Origin of the sequence: Acidovorax temperans (assembly GCF_028596105.1) — a bacterium.
In the GTDB taxonomy this organism is placed as follows: Bacteria; Pseudomonadota; Gammaproteobacteria; order Burkholderiales; family Burkholderiaceae_C; genus Acidovorax; species Acidovorax temperans.
Window position 1 is genome coordinate 2,319,958 of sequence record NZ_CP117193.1, and the last position, 17,598, is coordinate 2,337,555.

Consider the following 17,598-nt stretch of genomic DNA (forward strand, 5'->3'; position numbering starts at 1 on the left):
GGCCGTGAAAGGCGAGGCTGCCTCAGCCCGCCAGCGCCTGTGCAAAATCAGCCAGCAGGTCCTGCGCGTCTTCCAGGCCCACCGACAGGCGGATCATGCTGTCGCCAATGCCCATGTTGGCGCGCACCTCGGGGCCCGCTTCCCAAAAAATGGTGTGGGCCACCGGAATGATCAGCGTGCGCGTGTCGGCCAGGCCCGTGGCCTTGATGGGCAGGCGCAGGCGGTTGCACAAGGGCAAACAATCGCCGGGGTCTTTCAGCTCAAACGACAGCAGCCACGAGCCTGCCTTGAAATGCTTGCGGGCGCGCGCGTATTGCGGGTGCGATGGCAGCAGTGGGTAGTGCACCTTGGCCACGGCCGGGTGTTGCTCCAGCCACTGCGCCAGCGCCAGCGCGGTGGCGCTGGTGCGTTCCATGCGCAGGGCCAGGGTTTCGGCCCCCACAGCGATCTGGTGGGCGCTGTGCGAAGCCAGGGTGCCGCCCATGTCGCGCAGGCCTTTCTTGCGCACCTGCTGCAGCCCCCAGCTCTTGGGGTCGCCCTTGCGGTAGGCCTCGAAGATGTTGGGGTAACCGGCCCAGTCGAACAGGCCGGTATCGGTGATAGCGCCGCCTAGCGCATCGCCGTGGCCGCCAATGCTCTTGGTCAGCGAATTCATCACCAGACCCGCGCCCACCGTGGCCGGGCGGAACAGGTAGGGCGATGCCACGGTGTTGTCCACCACGTACAGCAGCCCCTTGTCGCGGCACAGGGCGCCAATGCCTTCCAGGTCGGGCACTTGCGTGCCGGGGTTGGCAATGGTTTCGACAAACACCATGCGGGTGTTGGGGCGCACGGCCGCTTGCACCTGGGCTGCGTCGGTGGCGTCCACCGTGGTCACCTGCACACCCAGGTCGGCCAGCGTGCCAAACACGCTGTTGGTGTTGCCAAACACGAACTTGCTGGCCACCAGGTGGTCGCCCGCCTTCAGCAGCGTGAAGAACATGGCGCACAGCGCAGCCATGCCGGTAGAAAAGACGATGGAGCCGGTGCCGCCTTCCATCTGGGTGATCTTGGCCTCTAGTGCCGCCGTGGTGGGCGTGCCCTGGCGCGCATAGTTGTAGCCGCCCTTGGCCGTGCCCTGGAAGACGGCAATCAAGTCTTCCACCTGGTCGTAGCCGTATTGCACGGACGAGTGGATGGCTTGGTGGATGGCGCCCTTTTCGGCCCCGCCCCAGCGGTCGGCGTGAACGATCTGGGTCGTGAAATCAACGGCAGGCTTGGTGCTCATATTGGCGAATGCGAAAACTGGAAAAAGAGAAGAAGGCGTTCAGCGCGCCGGGGTGGCCGGCGCGGTGCGCCGGATCAGCGCTCGGGCGCGATATGTTCGGCGTAATCGTACAGCGCACCCAAAATGTCCTGCGTGCGCTCATCGTCAGCGGTTTCAGAGATCTCGTCGATCTGCGCAAACAACTGCTCCACCGTGCGCGCCCCGCCCTGCCCGTCAAACAGGCAGGCAGCGCGGTGGGCTTCCCAGCGTTCCTGCTCTTCGGGCGTGAGGGTTTCCGGGAAGTTGCGGGCCCGGTAGCGCCACACCAGCTCCGTCAGTCGCGGGTCGTCAAACCCCGTGCGGGCCGTGGCCAGCTTGGCGCCACCCATGGTGCGCAAGTCGTTCAGGTGGTGCCGATCGCTGTTGCCCACAAAGCCGCCGTACAGGTCCTGGTCCACATCGGGCGCAGGCTCTTGCGGGCGGGCAAACACGGCGGGCCAGATGCCGCTCATATCTGGCAGGCTGCGGGCCACCTCCGCATGCGCTGCCGCCTGGGCCAGGTCAATGCCCCAGCGCTGCGCCAACGCGGGTGTAAGAGTATTCACATTGCCCACCACCATGGGGGATTTGTTGAGGTGGATGGTCTTGATGGGCAGGCGCGCCACGCCCTCGGGCAGGTCTGCCGCGCGGGTGAACAAGCGCAGGCGAATGTCGTCCACATTCAAGGTCGCCAGCTCGCGCGGGTCATGCGCCAGGTCCCAGGCAATCAGCTCGTTCTTGTTGGTGGGGTGGCTGGCCAGCGGCCACATCACCGCCAGGCAGCCCCGCTCTGCCGGGAACATGCCCGACACATGCAGAAAAGGCCGCGCCGTGAGCGCCGTGGCGGGCAGGCGCAACTCGGCCGCCACGCGGTCCTTTTTGTGCAGCGCCAGGGCAAAGTCAAACAGCTTGGGGTTGTGCTGGCGAATGAGCCGCGCCAGCGCAATGGTGGCGCGCACGTCCGACAGCGCATCGTGCGCGGCCTCGTGCACCAGGCCGTTGGCTTTGGAGAGGTGTTCCAGCTTGAAGCTGGGCGAGCCATCTTCCTTTTTCGGCCAGGTGATGCCGTCGGGCCGCAGCGCATACGTCATGCGCACCACGTCCAGCAAGTCCCACCGGCCGCACTGGTTCTGCCATTCGCGCGCATAGGGGTCGATGAGGTTGCGCCAGAACATGAAGCGCGTGATTTCATCGTCAAACCGGATGGTGTTGTAGCCCACGCCGATGGTGCCGGGCTGCGCAAACTCGGCCTCGATGCGGTTCGCAAACTCGCGCTCGGGCAGGCCTTTTTCCAGGCACAGCTGGGGGGTGATGCCGGTGATGAGGCACGACTGCGGATCGGGCAGGTAGTCGTTGGCGGGCCGGCAGTAGATCATCAGCGGCTCACCGATCTCGTTGAGCTCGGCATCGGTGCGGATGGCGGCAAACTGCGCCGGGCGATCCAGCCGCGTGTTGGCACCAAAGGTTTCGTAGTCGTGCCAGAGAAAGGTGTGAGAAGCCATGGTGCTCGGTGGGAAAACTTCCGCCTGGAAACCAGCGCGATGGAGAAAGCCCCCCAAAGCCAGTGGCGGGCCCGCGAAAAGCGTCAACTGTAACCGGGTTTACAGTCATTTTGGCACGCAGCGCTTATTGGACAAGCGCGAGCAGCTACCAAATAGATAGCAATTTGCTTAGAGCGGCTAACAAAACTCAGCGAAGCGGTTCTGGCTAGGCGCTGTGTCGTCGGCAGTACGAGTGGTACGACAAGACACAGCAACGACGCCAGAAGAGTTTTGTTAGCCGCTCTTATACCAACTGACACAGGGGCGCACCGGCGAGGCGGGACAATTGGGGCATGCGTTACTTTCACCCCACACCACCCCTGCCCTGCCTCCGCTCTCCAGTCCCCTTCACGGCCAAGGCATCGGCGATGGCACTGGCCTGCGCCCTGGCTTTGGGCGGCTGCGCCACGGCGCCCGGCGCAGGCACACCCGCAGCCCAGCCACCTGCTGCGCCTGCGGCACCTGCCGTTCCGCCCCCAGCCGCTGCCGTGCCAGCAGCCCCCTCAGCGGCGGGCGGGCATGAAGAAGGCTTTGTTCAATGGCGCACTGCCTTTGCCGCGCAGGCGCTGGCTGAAGGCATTCGGCCCGACACGGTGCGCAACGTGCTGGCCCAGGCCCAATGGCAGCCCCGCGTCATCGAGCTGGACCGCTCACAGCCCGAATTCACACGCACGCCCTGGGCGTATCTGGACAGCGCCGTGTCACCCCTGCGCGTCAGCCAGGGCCTTGCCAAGCTGGAGCAGCACAGCACCCCGCTGCAGGCTGCGGCTGAGCGCTACGGTGTGCCCGCCAGCGTGGTCACCGCCATCTGGGGCATCGAGAGCAACTACGGAAGCAACTTCGGCACCTTCAAAACCGTGGACGCCCTGGCCACACTGGCCTATGAGGGCCGGCGGCACGACTGGGCGCGCTCGCAGCTGTTGGCAGCGCTGCGCATCATTGACCGGGGCGATATTGCTGCAGAAGCCATGATCGGCTCCTGGGCCGGGGCCATGGGGCACACGCAGTTCATTCCCACCGTGTTCCAGGCCTACGCGGTGGACGCCGATGGCGACGGGCGCCGCGACATCTGGGGCAGCATCCCCGACGTGGCGGCATCGACCGCGCATTTTCTGGTGCGAGAGGGCTGGGTGCCCGGTGAAACCTGGGGCACTGAGGTGCAGCTACCTCCGGGCTTTGACCACGCCAGGGCTGAGTTGAGTGTGCGGCAAAGCACTGCCCAGTGGGCTGCTGAAGGGGTGCGCGCCATGGACGGCAACGCCCTGCCCGACCTGGCCTCTGCCTCCATCCTGGCGCCCGCCGGTGCAAGGGGCCCTGCATTTTTGGTGGGGAAGAACTTCCGCACCATCCTGCGCTACAACAATTCCACCAACTACGCACTGGCCGTGGCGCTGCTGTCGCAACGCCTGAGCGGCGGCCCTGGCGTGGTGGCTGAATGGCCGCGCGACCTGCAACCCCTGTCGCGCGAGCAAACGCGGCAACTGCAAACGGCGCTGAACGCCAAGGGCTTTGACACGGGCACCCCTGACGGTGTTCTGGGCCCCGCCACACGCGCCGGGCTGCGCAAGTACCAGCAAAGCCAGGGGCTGGTGGCCGATGGCTATCCCACGCTGGAGTTGCTGCGCTCGCTGGCGGCTGCAGGCACCACCCCATAGCGGCGCTTGCACGCAGCCGCTGAGGTCAAGAGCCCAGGCCATGCCTGCGGACCTTGTCGTGCAGTGTGGTCTTGGGTACCCGCAAGGCCTCGGCCGTGCGGGTGAGGTTGCCGCCGTGCTGGCGCAAGGCCTCGGCAATCAAGGTGCGCTCAAAAGCATCCACCGCGGCAGCCAGGGCCTGCACGGGCGCGGGTTCTGTGCCCTCGCCCGCCTTCGCGGCAAATGGCGCAGCGCTGGCGGCAATGCCCAGCACCGCCCGCTCGGCCACGTTGCGCAGTTCACGCACATTGCCGGGCCAGTGGTAGCCCAGCAGTTGCTGTAGCTGGCCGGGGGCCAGCTCGGGCACGGGCAGCTGGTGGCGCGCCGCGCTCAGCATCAGAAAGTGCTCGAAGAGCAACGGTACGTCTTCACGCCGCTCGCGCAGCGGCGGCAGATCCACCGTGGCGATGCTCAGGCGGTAGTACAGGTCTTCGCGAAACTTGCCTTGTTTGCACAGGTCCAGCAGATCCACCTTCGTGGCGGCCACCACGCGGCAGTCGATGGGTATGAGGGTGTTGGAGCCCAGGCGTTCGAGCACACGCTCTTGGAGCACGCGCAGCAGCTTGATCTGCATGGCCATGGGCATGCTCTCGATTTCATCGAGGAACAGCGTGCCACCGCTGGCATGTTCCAGCTTGCCAATGCGCCGCTTGCCCGCGCCGGTGAAGGCTCCGGCTTCGTTGCCAAACATTTCGCTGTCGAAAAGCGTGTCGGGCAGCCCGCCGCAGTTGATGGCCACAAAGTGGCCCTTGCTGCGTGGGCTGGCTTCGTGCAGGCAGCGGGCCACCAGCTCCTTGCCGGTGCCGGTCTCGCCGTAGATCAGCACATCCACCGAGCTGGCGGCTAGCCCCGAGAGCACTTCGCGCAGTTGCCGCATGTTGGGCGTGCGGCCCATCACCAGCCGCTCAATGGCGTCGCGCTGCGCCAGCTGGCTGCGCAAATCACGCACTTCCAGCACCAGGCGGCGCTTGTCCAGTGCACGGCGCACGGCGCCTACCAGTTGCTCTGGCGTGAACGGCTTCTGAATGAAGTCGTGCGCGCCATCCTTCATGGCTTGCACGGCCATGGAAATATCGCCATGGCCCGTGATCAGCACCACCGGCAGTTCGGGGTCGGTGCGCATGATTTCTTGGAGAAAAGCCATGCCATCCATTTGCGGCAAGCGAATGTCGCTAACCACCACACCCCGAAAATCACGCCCCAGCCGCGCACGCGCCTTCTCTGCGCTGGGGGCGCTTTCAGTGGCAATGCCTTCGAGCTGCAAGGCCTGCTCGCAACCCAGAACAATGTCGGGATCGTCTTCGACGATCAGCACCTTGAGGTCATCAGTCATGATGGTTGTGGCTGGCCCGGCTGTGCCGCAGGCAGGGTGAGGTGGAAGACTGCGCCACCGCCGGGGTGGTTGGCACCGCCGAGCGTGCCGCCCGATTCGCGCACGATACCGGCCGACAAGGCCAGGCCCAGGCCCAGGCCGTCACCTGAGCTCTTGGTTGTGAAGAACGGCTCAAACAAATGGGCAAGTGCCTGTTCAGACAGCCCTGGCCCATGGTCACGCACCTGCACATGCACCTGCCCATGGAGCAGCTCACACCGCACATCCACACACGGCGTGGGCGCACCCCCCATGGCATCGAGCGCGTTGTTGATCAGGTTGACCAGTACCTGCTCCAGGCGATTGCCATCGCACCAGGCCACCGGCTCAGGTTCTGCCACCTGCACATCCACCTTTGCAGCGGCTTGTTGAATGCGTGACTCCAGCACCGCCAAGGCATTGCCAAGGGCTGCGCGCACCGGCACGGCACCCGGCTCGCCGGAAGACTTGCGCGCAAACGCACGCAATTCGCCCGTGATGAGGCCCATGCGGTCGGCCAGCTGGGCAATGCGTTCTAGGTTGACCTGCACGGTGGCCAGGTCGCCCCGCTCCAGAAACCGCAGGCTGTTGCCCGACAAAGTACGCAGCGCCGTCAGGGGCTGGTTCAGTTCATGGGCCACGCCGGTGGAGAGCTGCCCAATCACCGCCAGCTTGCCCGCCTGCACCAGCTCGTTCTGTGCGGCCCTGAGAGTGGCTTCTGCGCGGATGCGCTCTTGCACTTCCTACTGCAGGCGTTCGTTGGTTTGTTGCAAATCGGACGTGCGCTGCTGCACCTTGCGCTCCAGCTCGTCGTGCGCGGCCTGCAGCGCTTCGCGTGCGGCCAGGCGGTCACGCACGCGATCGCGCTGGTGGCGCCGCCGCTGGTTGAGCATGAAACCAAGCAGCGCCAAGAAGGCCGCGCCCGTGCTGGCAATCAGGGCGTAACTCTGGGCCGCCTCGTCGGCCCGCGCCATGTGCGAGAACACGGTGAGCGTCCACGGTGTGCCCGGCAAGGCACGCGCCTGGGTCAGGAACCGGCCAGTGACCGGGTACACCGATGCCATCTCGGTGCCCTCGCGCGCCACACGCACCACACGCGCGCCCTGGTCCAGATCGCTCAGCACCTTGATGCCCAGGGGCGAGAGGGCACGGCGGTTGTACTGCAGGGTTTGGTCAAACGCCCTGCGCGTGTTCTCGTCCAGCGGGCGCAGAGCCGTGAATTTCCAGTCGGGCACCGAGCCGAGAATCACCACGCCGTTCTCGTCGGTCACGATGACCGGGGCCTCAACGGTGGACCACGACTGCTCGAGCTGGTCAAGGCTGACCTTGGTGACCGCCACCCCCACGGTGCGGTTGCCGTCGAGCAGCGCAGATGCCAGGTAGTAGCCGGGCTCTCCGCGCGTGGTGCCGATGCCAAACAGGCGCCCGGTGCCACTGCTGAGTGCATCGCGAAAGTAGGGGCGGAACTGCAGGTCCTCGCCCATGAAGCTGTCAGGCCGCCGCCAGTTACTGGTGGCTACCACCCGGCCATCCAGGTTGATGACGTAGATAGACAGCGTGCCTGCGCGCTCATTCAGCTGCTCGAGATAGGCGCTGACTTCCTCGGCCTGCGCGGCGGAGGCATCGGGCGCCAGCAGGGCCAGCACCTCTTTTTCCAGATCCAGCGTGCCAGGAAGAAAGGCGTATTTGCTGATCTCACGCTGCAAGCTGGCGGTGTACAGCTCCAGCCGGTGCAGCCCCGTGGCCTGGATCTGCGCCTGCCCCACACGCAAAGCCACCATGTAGGCCAACCCGCCGCTGAGCAGCACCGCGCCCAGCAACAGCAAAACCATCAAGTGACGCAGGGATCGGCGCAAAGGCATGTCAGAAGTCAGGTGGGCGATGGTAGCAGTGCGATGAAAGACGGCCGCCCGTCACGCAGTGCCTGTGGAATAGGCCAGAGGGTGACGGCGGGATGAAAAAAGGCTGGCCAACGCCAGCCTTGGTGTGCAGCGATGAAAGCACCGCGCACAGTGACGCTCAGGCCGTGGCCCGCGCTGCCTCGTCATCCCCTGGGGCGGGAATCATCTCCTCACGCTCAGCCAGCGCATCCGGCACGGGGTCGATGGCCCCCTCCCACTTTGCCACCACGGCGGTGGCAATGGCGTTGCCCATCACGTTGGTCAGGGTACGGCCCATGTCCAGGAAGTGGTCAATGCCCAAGATCAACAACACACCGGCCTCTGGCAGGTTGAACATGGGCAACACCGCAGCCACCACGACGAGCGAAGCGCGCGGCACGCCCGCAATCCCTTTGCTGGACACCATCAGCACCAGCAGCATGGTGATCTGCGCCGACAGCGGCATGTCAATGCCATAGGCCTGGGCGATGAAAATTGCCGCGAAGGTGGTGTAGATCATCGAGCCGTCGAGGTTGAACGAATACCCCAGGGGCAATACAAAGCCCGTCACCTTGGGCCGAACACCAAACTTCTCCAGCTGTTCCATCAGCTTGGGATACACAGACTCGCTGCTAGCCGTGGAAAAGCCAATCAGCATGGGTGTGCGGATGAGCTTGAGCAGGCGAAACACATCGCGGCCCAGCACCACGTAACCCGCAAACACAAGCACCAGCCACAGCGCTGCCAGCGCCAGGTAGAAGCTGAGCATGAACTTGCCAAAAACACCCAACATGCCCAGGCCCTGGGTGGTGATGGCACCGGCCACTGCGCCGAACACACCGACCGGAGCGAAGCGCATCACGTAGTCGGTGACCTTGAGCATCACATGGACCACCTCGTCCAGCGTGGCGACCAGCGTGCGCGCAGCCTGGTTGTGCAAGTGCCCCAGTGCCATGCCGAAGAACAGCGAGAACACCAGGATCTGCAAGATAGCGTTGTTGGCCATCGACTCGACGATGCTCTTCGGAAACACCTGGGTGATGAAATCGCGCAGGTTCAGCGCTCCGGTCTTGAGCTGCGTGGCGGTGCCCGCCTCTGACAGCGGAATCGACATGGAACTGCCGGGCTGGGTGAGGTTGGCAATCAGCAGGCCCAGCGTCAGCGAGATCAGCGAAGCACCCATGAACCAAGCCAGCGCCCGCGTGCCGATACGCCCTACGGTGCGCGAATCGCCCATGGTGGACATACCCGCAGCCAGGGTCGCAAACACCAGGGGCGCGATGATCATTTTGATCATGCGCAGAAAAATATCCGTCAGCAGGCCAAAGTAACCCGCGATTTCCTTGGCGGCTTCGGGTGTCGGCGCCCAGGCGTGGCAGACGTAGCCGACCAATACCCCCAGAACCATGGCCAGGATGACCAGGGTGGTCAAGCGATTGAGTTTCATGCGATGTGTGATGGATGTGTAAAGAAAACCCAGGTCTCTGCGCCCCATGAGGCACCGTGCACAGGCCAGGGCTGCCGGGTAGCGCTCAGCAACGCTCCACGGGATTGGCGCTGCACCGGGGCTCTGGGCGGCAGGGGCAATGGCACTGCACTTGCGGGACTTGCGCCCAGGCCCAGATCAGTGCTTTGACCACCGTGGGTTGTTGCATGGCTTGTCTCCAAAGAACGTTGGGCCGGCTCTTGCACGGCTTGCCGCTGTCATTGCACGCAACGTGCCAAGCCTGCGCTTCCACACAGTTGGCTCTAAGTTGTTGATTTGCCAAGCAACAGGTGCGTCCATCCCACGCACCGCGTTCGGTATTTCGAACATCTGGTTCGGTCTTGTTCGAAAACCAGAACACTGCGTCACCACACTCATAGCGCGCACTCTTCTGCCTACGCCTCAGGCCCGTGGCACATCGCCAAAGAAAAAGCCGGCCACAAGGGCCCAATGCCAGTCAGTTAAGAGCTGACTGGCATTTTTTTTGTTGGGAATTTGGAAGCGCGTTTTTTGACGACCCTTGGGAAGCTGCGCCCAGTGCGGCGTGGCCGCAGCACGAAGTGTCGCGATTGCGCCAACAGGGCTGCCAACTGCTTGGGCAAGGTGCCGGCAGAGTCCAGGCTGGGGACCGCCAGTAAGTTCACGATGGCGTAGCTGGCTGTGTGGAAGCTGATGCGCTGGGGCTCGACCTGGACGTGCGCTGCCATCTCGCGCATCCAGCGGCGCAGCAGCGTGTAGGCGATCAGCACACCCCACAGCTCCTGGCGCACCAGCGCGGGCTGCTTGCTGCGCAGCACCGGCTCACCCTCCTGCAGGGTCTGCTTGATCTCCCGGAACCCCAACTCGATCTCCCAACGCTGGCGGTAGAGCTCGGCCAGCTCCTGCGCCGGATGCGTGCGGGGACACAGCAAGGATGTGATGAAGCGGCGCAGCCGTCCACCCACGCTCACCTCGATCAGGCGTGCCTGCCAGTGGCTGGGCAGATGCGGGTGTGCCTTGCGCGCTTGTGGGGACACCGGCATGCGGATCAGCGCATCGCCGCACGCCAGTTGCTGGACGATCTCATGGCGCAGATTGTCCCGCGCGCGCATCAACCAGTGGCGCTGCGTACCCGCAGCCTGCCAGTCCAACAGGAACGCGGCCGAGAAGTACGCCCGGTCGAACAGGGTCACCGAGTGATCCTCGCCGCGCAACTGCGCTGCCAGGCTCAATTCGCCGCAGTCCATGGCGCCGAGCTTGGCATCAAGCATCTCGTGGCTGTGTGTGTCCATCAGGCAAGTGGCGCGGATCTGCGGCCAGGGCGAGAGGCCATGCTGGTTGCTGCAGCTGCCCAGTTCGACTCGATTCTCAGGGGTGTCCGGCGCCGACCAGACCACACCATCCACAGCCAGTACGCGCAGTGGCTGGCGCACATTCACCGCAGGACGGCTCCAGGCTTGGGTCAGTAGAGCGAACAGCTCGGCCAGAGGCTCCTCGCCCAGGCGCTGGCGGGCTTGCACGCTGACGCTCGGTGCGGGCGGCGCTTGTCCATCCAGGCTCAAATCCAGCTGCTGCACCACCTGCCACAGTGGCCGGTCGCGAAACAGCGCCAGTCCGATCACAAGCCACACGGCATGTTCGGCAGGCAGCTTGCGCCGGCGGATGGAGGCCTTGCCGCTGGTCCCCAGCGCCTGTGCGATCCAGGTGGGGTCTATCAACGCGCTGAGCTGCTCGAGGCGATCAGGTACTCGGGGCAGGGTCTGGCGCAAGGCGTTTGCAAGCAGGCTCATCAAGCAAAAAAGGGAACGTGTTGAACACGTCCCCTTTTTACTGGATCAAGCCGCCTGCGGGCTTAACTGACTGGCATTAGCCACAAGGGCCGGCTTTTCAGCGACGGGGAGCGCCTCAGGGGGCGCCAGGGCTCTCGCCCTTCCATCAATCAGTCGTTGCCTCTTCAGGCTCTGCGGGCTCTGATTTGGCAGAGCGCTCTTTCTTGGGCAGCGGCTGGATATCCAAGCGCACCTCAGAAGCCTCCACACCCTTGTCATCGGTCTTGACGTCAATGTCCACCGTCAGGCGGCCACCTTCTGTCAAGCGGCCAAACAGCAGCTCATCAGCCAGGGCACGGCGAATGGTGTCCTGGATGAGGCGCTGCATGGGACGTGCACCCATGAGCGGATCGAAGCCCTTCTTGGCCAAGTGCTTGCGTAAGGCGTCGGTGAAGGTGACTTCCACTTTCTTCTCGGCCAGCTGGGTTTCCAGCTGCAACAGGAACTTGTCAACCACGCGCAGGATGATCTGCTCGTCCAGCGCCTTGAAGTTGACGATGGCATCCAGCCGGTTGCGGAACTCTGGCGTGAACAGGCGCTTGATGTCGCCCATCTCGTCGCCCGCCTGGCGCGGATTGGTGAAGCCGATGGTGGCCTTGTTCATCGTCTCGGCGCCCGCATTGGTCGTCATGATGATGAGCACATTGCGGAAGTCGGCCTTGCGGCCATTGTTGTCCGTCAATGTGCCATGGTCCATGACCTGCAGGAGCACGTTGAAGATGTCCGGGTGGGCCTTCTCGATTTCGTCCAGCAGCAGCACGGCGTGCGGCTTCTTGGTGATGGCCTCGGTCAGCAAACCGCCTTGGTCAAAACCCACGTAACCGGGAGGAGCACCAATCAGGCGGCTCACGGCATGGCGCTCCATGTACTCGGACATGTCAAAGCGGATCAGCTCAATGCCCATGATGTAGGCAAGCTGCTTGGCCGCTTCGGTCTTGCCAACGCCGGTAGGACCGCTGAACAGGAATGAGCCAATCGGCTTGTCGCCCTTGCCCAGACCCGAGCGCGCCATCTTGACGGAGCTGGCCAGCACTTCGAGAGCCTTGTCCTGACCGAACACCACGCTCTTGAGGTCACGCTCCAGTGTTTGCAGCTTGCTGCGGTCGTCGTTGGACACATTCGCAGGCGGAATGCGCGCGATCTTGGCCACGATCTCCTCGATCTCGGCCTTGCCAATGGTCTTCTTGCGCTTGCTGGGCACCAGGATACGTTGCGCAGCACCGGCCTCGTCAATGACGTCAATGGCCTTGTCGGGCAGGTGCCGGTCATTGATGTACTTGGCACTCAATTCGGCTGCAGCCTGCAGAGCAGCCGCCGCGTATTTGACGCTGTGGTGCTCTTCAAACCGCGACTTCAGTCCCTTGAGAATGTCCACGGTTTCCTGCACCGTGGGTTCGACCACATCCACCTTCTGGAAGCGGCGCGACAGCGCAGCGTCTTTTTCGAAAATGCCACGGTACTCGGTGAATGTCGTCGCACCAATGCACTTGAGCTGCCCGCTGGACAACGCGGGTTTGAGCAGGTTCGATGCGTCCAGCGTGCCCCCCGATGCTGCGCCCGCACCGATCAGGGTGTGGATCTCATCGATGAAGAGAACGGCGTTGGGCTTGTCTTTCAAAGCCTTGAGTACGCCCTTGAGCCGCTGCTCAAAGTCGCCACGGTATTTGGTGCCTGCCAGCAAAGCGCCCATGTCGAGCGAATAGACCACCGCCTCGGCCAGAATCTCGGGCACATCATTCTGGGTGATGCGCCATGCGAGGCCCTCGGCAATCGCGGTCTTGCCGACGCCAGCCTCACCCACCAGCAGCGGGTTGTTCTTGCGGCGGCGGCACAGGATCTGGATAGCGCGCTCCACTTCGTAGTGGCGCCCGATCAGAGGATCGATCTTGCCGTCCTTGGCAGCCTGGTTCAGGTTTTGGGTGTACTGCTCCAGAGGCGACGCCTTCTCGTTGCGCTCACCACCACCCTCTTCGCTTTCTGCGGGGCTGTCAGTCTTGGCGGGCTCTGGCGGCTCACCCTTCTTAATGCCGTGGGCGATGAAATTCACCACATCAAGGCGGGTAACGCCCTGCTGATGCAGGTAGTACACCGCGTGCGAGTCTTTCTCGCCAAAGATGGCGACGAGCACGTTGGCCCCAGTGACTTCCTTCTTGCCATTGCCCGTGGACTGCACGTGCATGATGGCGCGCTGGATGACGCGCTGGAAGCCCAGCGTGGGCTGGGCGTCCACCTCATCGGTGCCAGCCACCTGAGGGGTGTTGTCTTTGATGAAATTGGCCAGCGAGGACCGCAGGTCGTCGATGTTGGCCGAACACGCGCGCAGCACTTCGGCTGCGCTGGGGTTATCAAGCAGTGCAAGCAACAGATGCTCCACGGTGATGAACTCGTGGCGCTGCTGGCGGGCCTCAACAAAGGCCATGTGCAAGCTGACTTCCAGTTCCTGGGCAATCATGTGAACTCCTTTATGCTTGCGTGGAAGGGATGACTGTAGATCGGGATCAAAGACCTGTTATTCAACAGGTTCACTGACACATTGGAGGGGGTGCCCCGCCTTGGCTGCGGCATCGAGCACCTGTTCCACCTTGGTGGCAGCAATGTCGCGGGAGTAGACCCCGCAAACGCCTTTACCATCCAGATGGATCTTCAACATGATTTGGGTGGCCTGCTCGCGGTCTTTGCTGAAAAACTCCTGCAGAACCACGATGACAAACTCCATGGGGGTGTAGTCATCGTTGAGCATCACCACCTGGTACATCTGCGGAGGCTTGGTTTTCTGGGTACGTCGTTCAAGCACGACTGAACCGCCGTCATCCCGCGCAGGCCGGGAGACGGGCAGCGCGGTGGGGGGAGAAGGTGGTTTTGTTGCCATGAAATTCATTCTAGCGACCCGCGAGACCGATGGCCGCATGAGAAAACTGGTGACTGCAGTCTATTTTTCAAGTGACTGCAGCCCCGCGTACCCATGAAGTGACATGCAGTGCCCTGTTTCAGCGCCGCTCACTCGTAAACCACGGTTGCGGAGCCGCTTCCAGCCTGCGCGCTCCATGCCGCCAGCGCAGCGTCCGTCGGGAAAAACCGGCTCCCTTCACCCAGCTGCAGCTCTGCCACGGCGCCGCCCTGGTCGGACTGGCAGCGCACGCCCATGCGCACGCGCAGGCCGTGCAGGATTTCACCCTCCTCGGTTTCTTCACGGCGAGGCGGAAACTCCGACACGAGACGCTTCACATCGGGCTGCATATTCCCCATGGCGATGTGCAGATACTTGCCGAAGCGGCAACGCGCACCGGCCAAGTCCCACACCTGTTGCACCTTGACCCGCAAGCCACCGCTGAAATGATCCATCTGCAGGCGCCCCACCACCACCACAAACTCATCTTCCTTGAGTTGATTTCGGTAAGTGTTGAGCAGCGCTTCATCCGCTGAGGCTTCGATCATTCCCGACTTGTCGTCAATCTTGAACAAGCCCAGCTTGCCCCGCTGACCGTTGATCACCCGGAAATCGCTCACGATGCCTGCCAGTACCTGCGGTTCGCGGCTGTCGATCAACTCGTCGATCTGCGTGCGGACAAACTTGCGCACTTCAGACGCCACCTCATCAAACAGGTGGCCTGACAAGTAAAAACCAATGGCGGTTTTCTCCTGGGTCAGGCGCTCCTTGATGCCCCACGGAATCGCATCTACCAGGTCGGGCTCTTGTGTGCTCGAGCCATGGGCGTCGTCGCCCATCATGTCAAACAACCCGCCCTGGTTCACGTTGGCCAAAGTGGCTGCGGCAAAGTCAAAGGCCCGGTCGATGGATGCCACCAGCGCGGCACGGTTCATGTTTATGGAGTCAAACGCCCCGGCTTTGATCAAGGCCTCCAGCGTGCGCTTGTTCAGCCGCGCCTTGTCCACGCGAACACAGAAGTCGAACAAGCTCTTGAAGGGGCCTTTGGTGGAACCCTGAGGCCCTTCACCGCGGCCTTCGCGCGCAGCCACCATCGCCTCTATCGCCTGCTGACCGGTGCCTTTGATCGCACCCAAACCATAGCGTATGACCTTGTCGGTAACCGGCTCGAAACGGTAGGTGCCACGGTTGACGTCAGGCGACTCAAAACTCAGCCCGAAGTTTTTGACAGCATCTTCATAGAGCACCTTGAGCTTGTCGGTGTCGTCCATTTCCACCGTCATGTTGGCGCAGAAAAACTCCGCCGTGTAATGGACCTTGAGCCAGCCGGTGTGGTACGCCAGCAAGGAATAGGCAGCCGCGTGCGACTTGTTGAAGCCGTAGCCCGCAAACTTCTCCATCAAGTCGAAGACCTCGTCCGCCTTGTCTTGATCGATCCCCTTTTCAGCAGCTCCCTTGCGGAAGATGGCCCGATGCTCGGCCATTTCTTCGGCCTTTTTCTTGCCCATGGCACGGCGCAGCATGTCGGCGCCGCCAAGGCTGTAGCCACCCAGAACCTGGGCGGTCTGCATCACCTGCTCTTGGTACACCATGATCCCGTAGGTCTCGGCCAGCACGGGTTCCACCAGCGGATGCGGGTATTCCACCGGCTCTTTTCCGTGCTTGCGGTTCACGAAGGTGGGGATCAGGTCCATCGGCCCTGGGCGGTACAGCGCGTTCAGCGCGATCAGATCTTCCAGACGGCTCGGACGTGCCTCTTTGAGCATGCCCTGCATGCCTCGGCTTTCAAACTGGAACACAGCCTCCGTTTTGCCGTCAGAGAACAGCCGGTAAGTGGGGCCATCGTCCAGCGGTATGTTTTCGTAGGCGAAGTTTTCCTGGCCCTTGTGGCGCTTGATGATGAATTCGCGCGCAATCTCCAGGATGGTGAGCGTGGCCAGCCCCAAGAAGTCAAACTTCACAAGGCCAATGGCTTCCACATCGTCCTTGTCGTACTGGCTCACAGCCGATTCACTACCGGGCTGCTGGTACAGGGGGCAGAAGTCTGTGAGCTTGCCCGGAGCAATCAGCACACCGCCCGCGTGCATCCCGATGTTTCGCGTCATGCCTTCGAGCTTTTGTGCCATCTCGATCACGGTCTTGACGTCTTCTTCCTTGCGCACACGCTCGTACAGCATGGGCTCCAGCTCGAGCGCGTAGTTGTTCTTGTCGCCTTCTTTCTTCACTTCCGGCGGATACGCCAGCGTGTACGACATACCCGGCTTTCCGGGAACCAGCTTCGAGATGCCGTCGCAGAAGGTGTAGCTCATGTCCATGACACGGCCCACGTCACGAATCGCCGCCTTGGCAGCCATGGTGCCAAAAGTGGCGATCTGACTGACGGCGTTTTTGCCGTACTTTTCCTTCACATAGTCAATCACCCGGTCGCGATTGGACTGACAGAAGTCGATATCGAAGTCGGGCATCGAAACCCGCTCGGGATTCAAGAAGCGCTCAAACAGCAGGTTGTATTCCAGCGGGTCCAAATCCGTGATCTTGAGGGCGTACGCCACCAACGAACCCGCGCCCGACCCCCGCCCCGGGCCTACAGGGCAGCCATTGTTCTTGGCCCACTGAATGAAGTCACCCACAATGAGAAAGTACCCGGGGAACCCCATCTTGAGGATGGTGCCCAACTCAAACTCCAGGCGCTCTACGTAACGCGGCCGTTCTTTGTCGCGCCGTGCCTCGTCCGGATACAAGTGCTTGAGGCGCTCTTCCAGACCTTCAAACGAGGCAAAGCGAAAGTACTCCTCCGCCGGCATGCCGTTGGGCGTAGGGAAAGCCGGCAACTGCGGTTTGCCCAGCACCAGCGTCAAACTGCAGCGCTTGGCAATTTCTACGGTGTTAGCTAACGCTGAGGGCACGTCTGCAAACAACTCTTGCATCTGCTGCGCCGACTTGAAGTACTGCTCTCGGGTGAAACGCCGCACGCGACGAGGGTTGGCCAGGATTTCCCCTCCGGCAATGCACACCCGCGCTTCGTGTGCCTCGTAGTCATCAGCCGTCAGAAACTGGATGGGATGGGTCGCCACCACCGGCAACTGGAGCCTAGCCGCCAGTTGCACGGCAGCCGCCACATGGCTCTCGTCGTCAGCCCGCCCAGCACGCTGAAGCTCCATGTAGAAGCGATGGGGAAAGATGCCCGCGAGTCTCAGCGCCAAGCTGGCAGCTCGTGCTTCATCCCCTTTGAGCAGCGCTTGCCCCACAGGCCCAGCCTGCGCGCCCGAAAGCGCCACCAAGCCTTCGGACAGTTCTTGCAGCCATGCCCAAGTGCACACCGCCAGGTTTTTGACGACGTTTTTCGTCCATGCCCTGGCGAGCAGTTCTGAAAGATTCAGATAACCCTGCTTGTTCTGCACCAGCACCAGCATCCGGGATGGGTCGCCACCTCCCTCGGTTTCAAGGTAAATCTCGGCACCCAGCAATGGCTTGACGCCCTTGCCACGCCCTTCCTTGTAGAACTTGATGGCTCCGAACAGATTGTTGAGATCAGTGATGGCAAGGGCGGGTTGCCCGTCTGCCGCAGCGGCTTTGACCACTTCATCGATACGAGTGGTGCCGTCAACGACGGAGAATTCTGTGTGCAGGCGCAAGTGAACGTACATGCCGCCATTGTAGAAAGCG

General features: G+C 62.8%; 12 protein-coding genes. 1 reads left to right on the forward strand and 11 read right to left on the reverse strand.

Annotated features, from left to right (window positions below):
* Window positions 1–22: 22 nt before the first annotated feature.
* Both PQV96_RS10980 and sbcB read right to left on the reverse strand, forming a co-directional pair.
* Window positions 23–1,267 (reverse strand): cystathionine gamma-synthase family protein, encoded by a 1,245-nt coding sequence (locus PQV96_RS10980; protein WP_273622867.1) that lies wholly within the window; start codon window positions 1,265–1,267, stop codon window positions 23–25.
* A gap of 74 nt (window positions 1,268–1,341) precedes the next feature.
* On the reverse strand, window positions 1,342–2,787 hold the full coding sequence (sbcB, locus tag PQV96_RS10985; RefSeq protein ID WP_273622869.1) for an exodeoxyribonuclease I: 1,446 nt from the start codon (window positions 2,785–2,787) through the stop codon (window positions 1,342–1,344).
* A 332-nt stretch (window positions 2,788–3,119) separates the two neighbouring features.
* Here sbcB and PQV96_RS10990 point away from each other — a divergent pair, with 332 nt between their 5' ends.
* Window positions 3,120–4,481, forward strand: coding sequence for a lytic murein transglycosylase (locus PQV96_RS10990; protein WP_273622871.1), 1,362 nt, complete (start codon window positions 3,120–3,122; stop codon window positions 4,479–4,481).
* 25 nt (window positions 4,482–4,506) lie between these two features.
* Here PQV96_RS10990 and PQV96_RS10995 read toward each other — a convergent pair whose 3' ends face one another.
* The 9 genes from PQV96_RS10995 to dnaE form a co-directional block, all read right to left on the reverse strand.
* A complete protein-coding gene (locus PQV96_RS10995; RefSeq protein ID WP_207373342.1) occupies window positions 4,507–5,853 on the reverse strand; it encodes a sigma-54-dependent transcriptional regulator in 1,347 nt (448 codons plus the stop codon).
* Window positions 5,850–6,611: a sensor histidine kinase gene (locus PQV96_RS11000; RefSeq protein WP_273622873.1), complete on the reverse strand. Its 762-nt coding sequence runs from the start codon at window positions 6,609–6,611 to the stop codon at window positions 5,850–5,852. Before PQV96_RS11000 ends, PQV96_RS10995 begins: the two co-directional genes overlap by 4 nt.
* Window positions 6,612–6,614: 3 nt before the next feature.
* A complete protein-coding gene (locus PQV96_RS11005; RefSeq protein WP_242638034.1) occupies window positions 6,615–7,733 on the reverse strand; it encodes a cache domain-containing protein in 1,119 nt (372 codons plus the stop codon).
* Window positions 7,734–7,890: 157 nt separating this feature from the next.
* Window positions 7,891–9,198, reverse strand: a complete 1,308-nt coding sequence (locus tag PQV96_RS11010) for a dicarboxylate/amino acid:cation symporter (protein ID WP_273622874.1) — start codon at window positions 9,196–9,198, stop codon at window positions 7,891–7,893.
* Window positions 9,199–9,283: 85 nt separating this feature from the next.
* Window positions 9,284–9,406: a hypothetical protein gene (locus tag PQV96_RS11015; protein ID WP_273622877.1), complete on the reverse strand. Its 123-nt coding sequence runs from the start codon at window positions 9,404–9,406 to the stop codon at window positions 9,284–9,286.
* A 292-nt stretch (window positions 9,407–9,698) separates the two neighbouring features.
* The gene (locus PQV96_RS11020; RefSeq protein ID WP_273622879.1) at window positions 9,699–11,006 is read right to left on the reverse strand and encodes an IS4 family transposase; all 1,308 of its coding nucleotides are present in this window, start codon (window positions 11,004–11,006) and stop codon (window positions 9,699–9,701) included.
* Between the two features lie 145 nt (window positions 11,007–11,151).
* Window positions 11,152–13,497 (reverse strand): ATP-dependent Clp protease ATP-binding subunit ClpA, encoded by a 2,346-nt coding sequence (gene clpA, locus PQV96_RS11025; protein ID WP_273622882.1) that lies wholly within the window; start codon window positions 13,495–13,497, stop codon window positions 11,152–11,154.
* A 57-nt stretch (window positions 13,498–13,554) separates the two neighbouring features.
* Entirely contained in the window at window positions 13,555–13,923 is a 369-nt protein-coding gene (gene clpS / locus PQV96_RS11030) for an ATP-dependent Clp protease adapter ClpS (RefSeq protein WP_198847052.1), read from the reverse strand.
* Between the two features lie 119 nt (window positions 13,924–14,042).
* On the reverse strand, window positions 14,043–17,579 hold the full coding sequence (gene dnaE / locus PQV96_RS11035; RefSeq protein WP_273625252.1) for a DNA polymerase III subunit alpha: 3,537 nt from the start codon (window positions 17,577–17,579) through the stop codon (window positions 14,043–14,045).
* Between the last annotated feature and the right edge of the window lie 19 nt (window positions 17,580–17,598).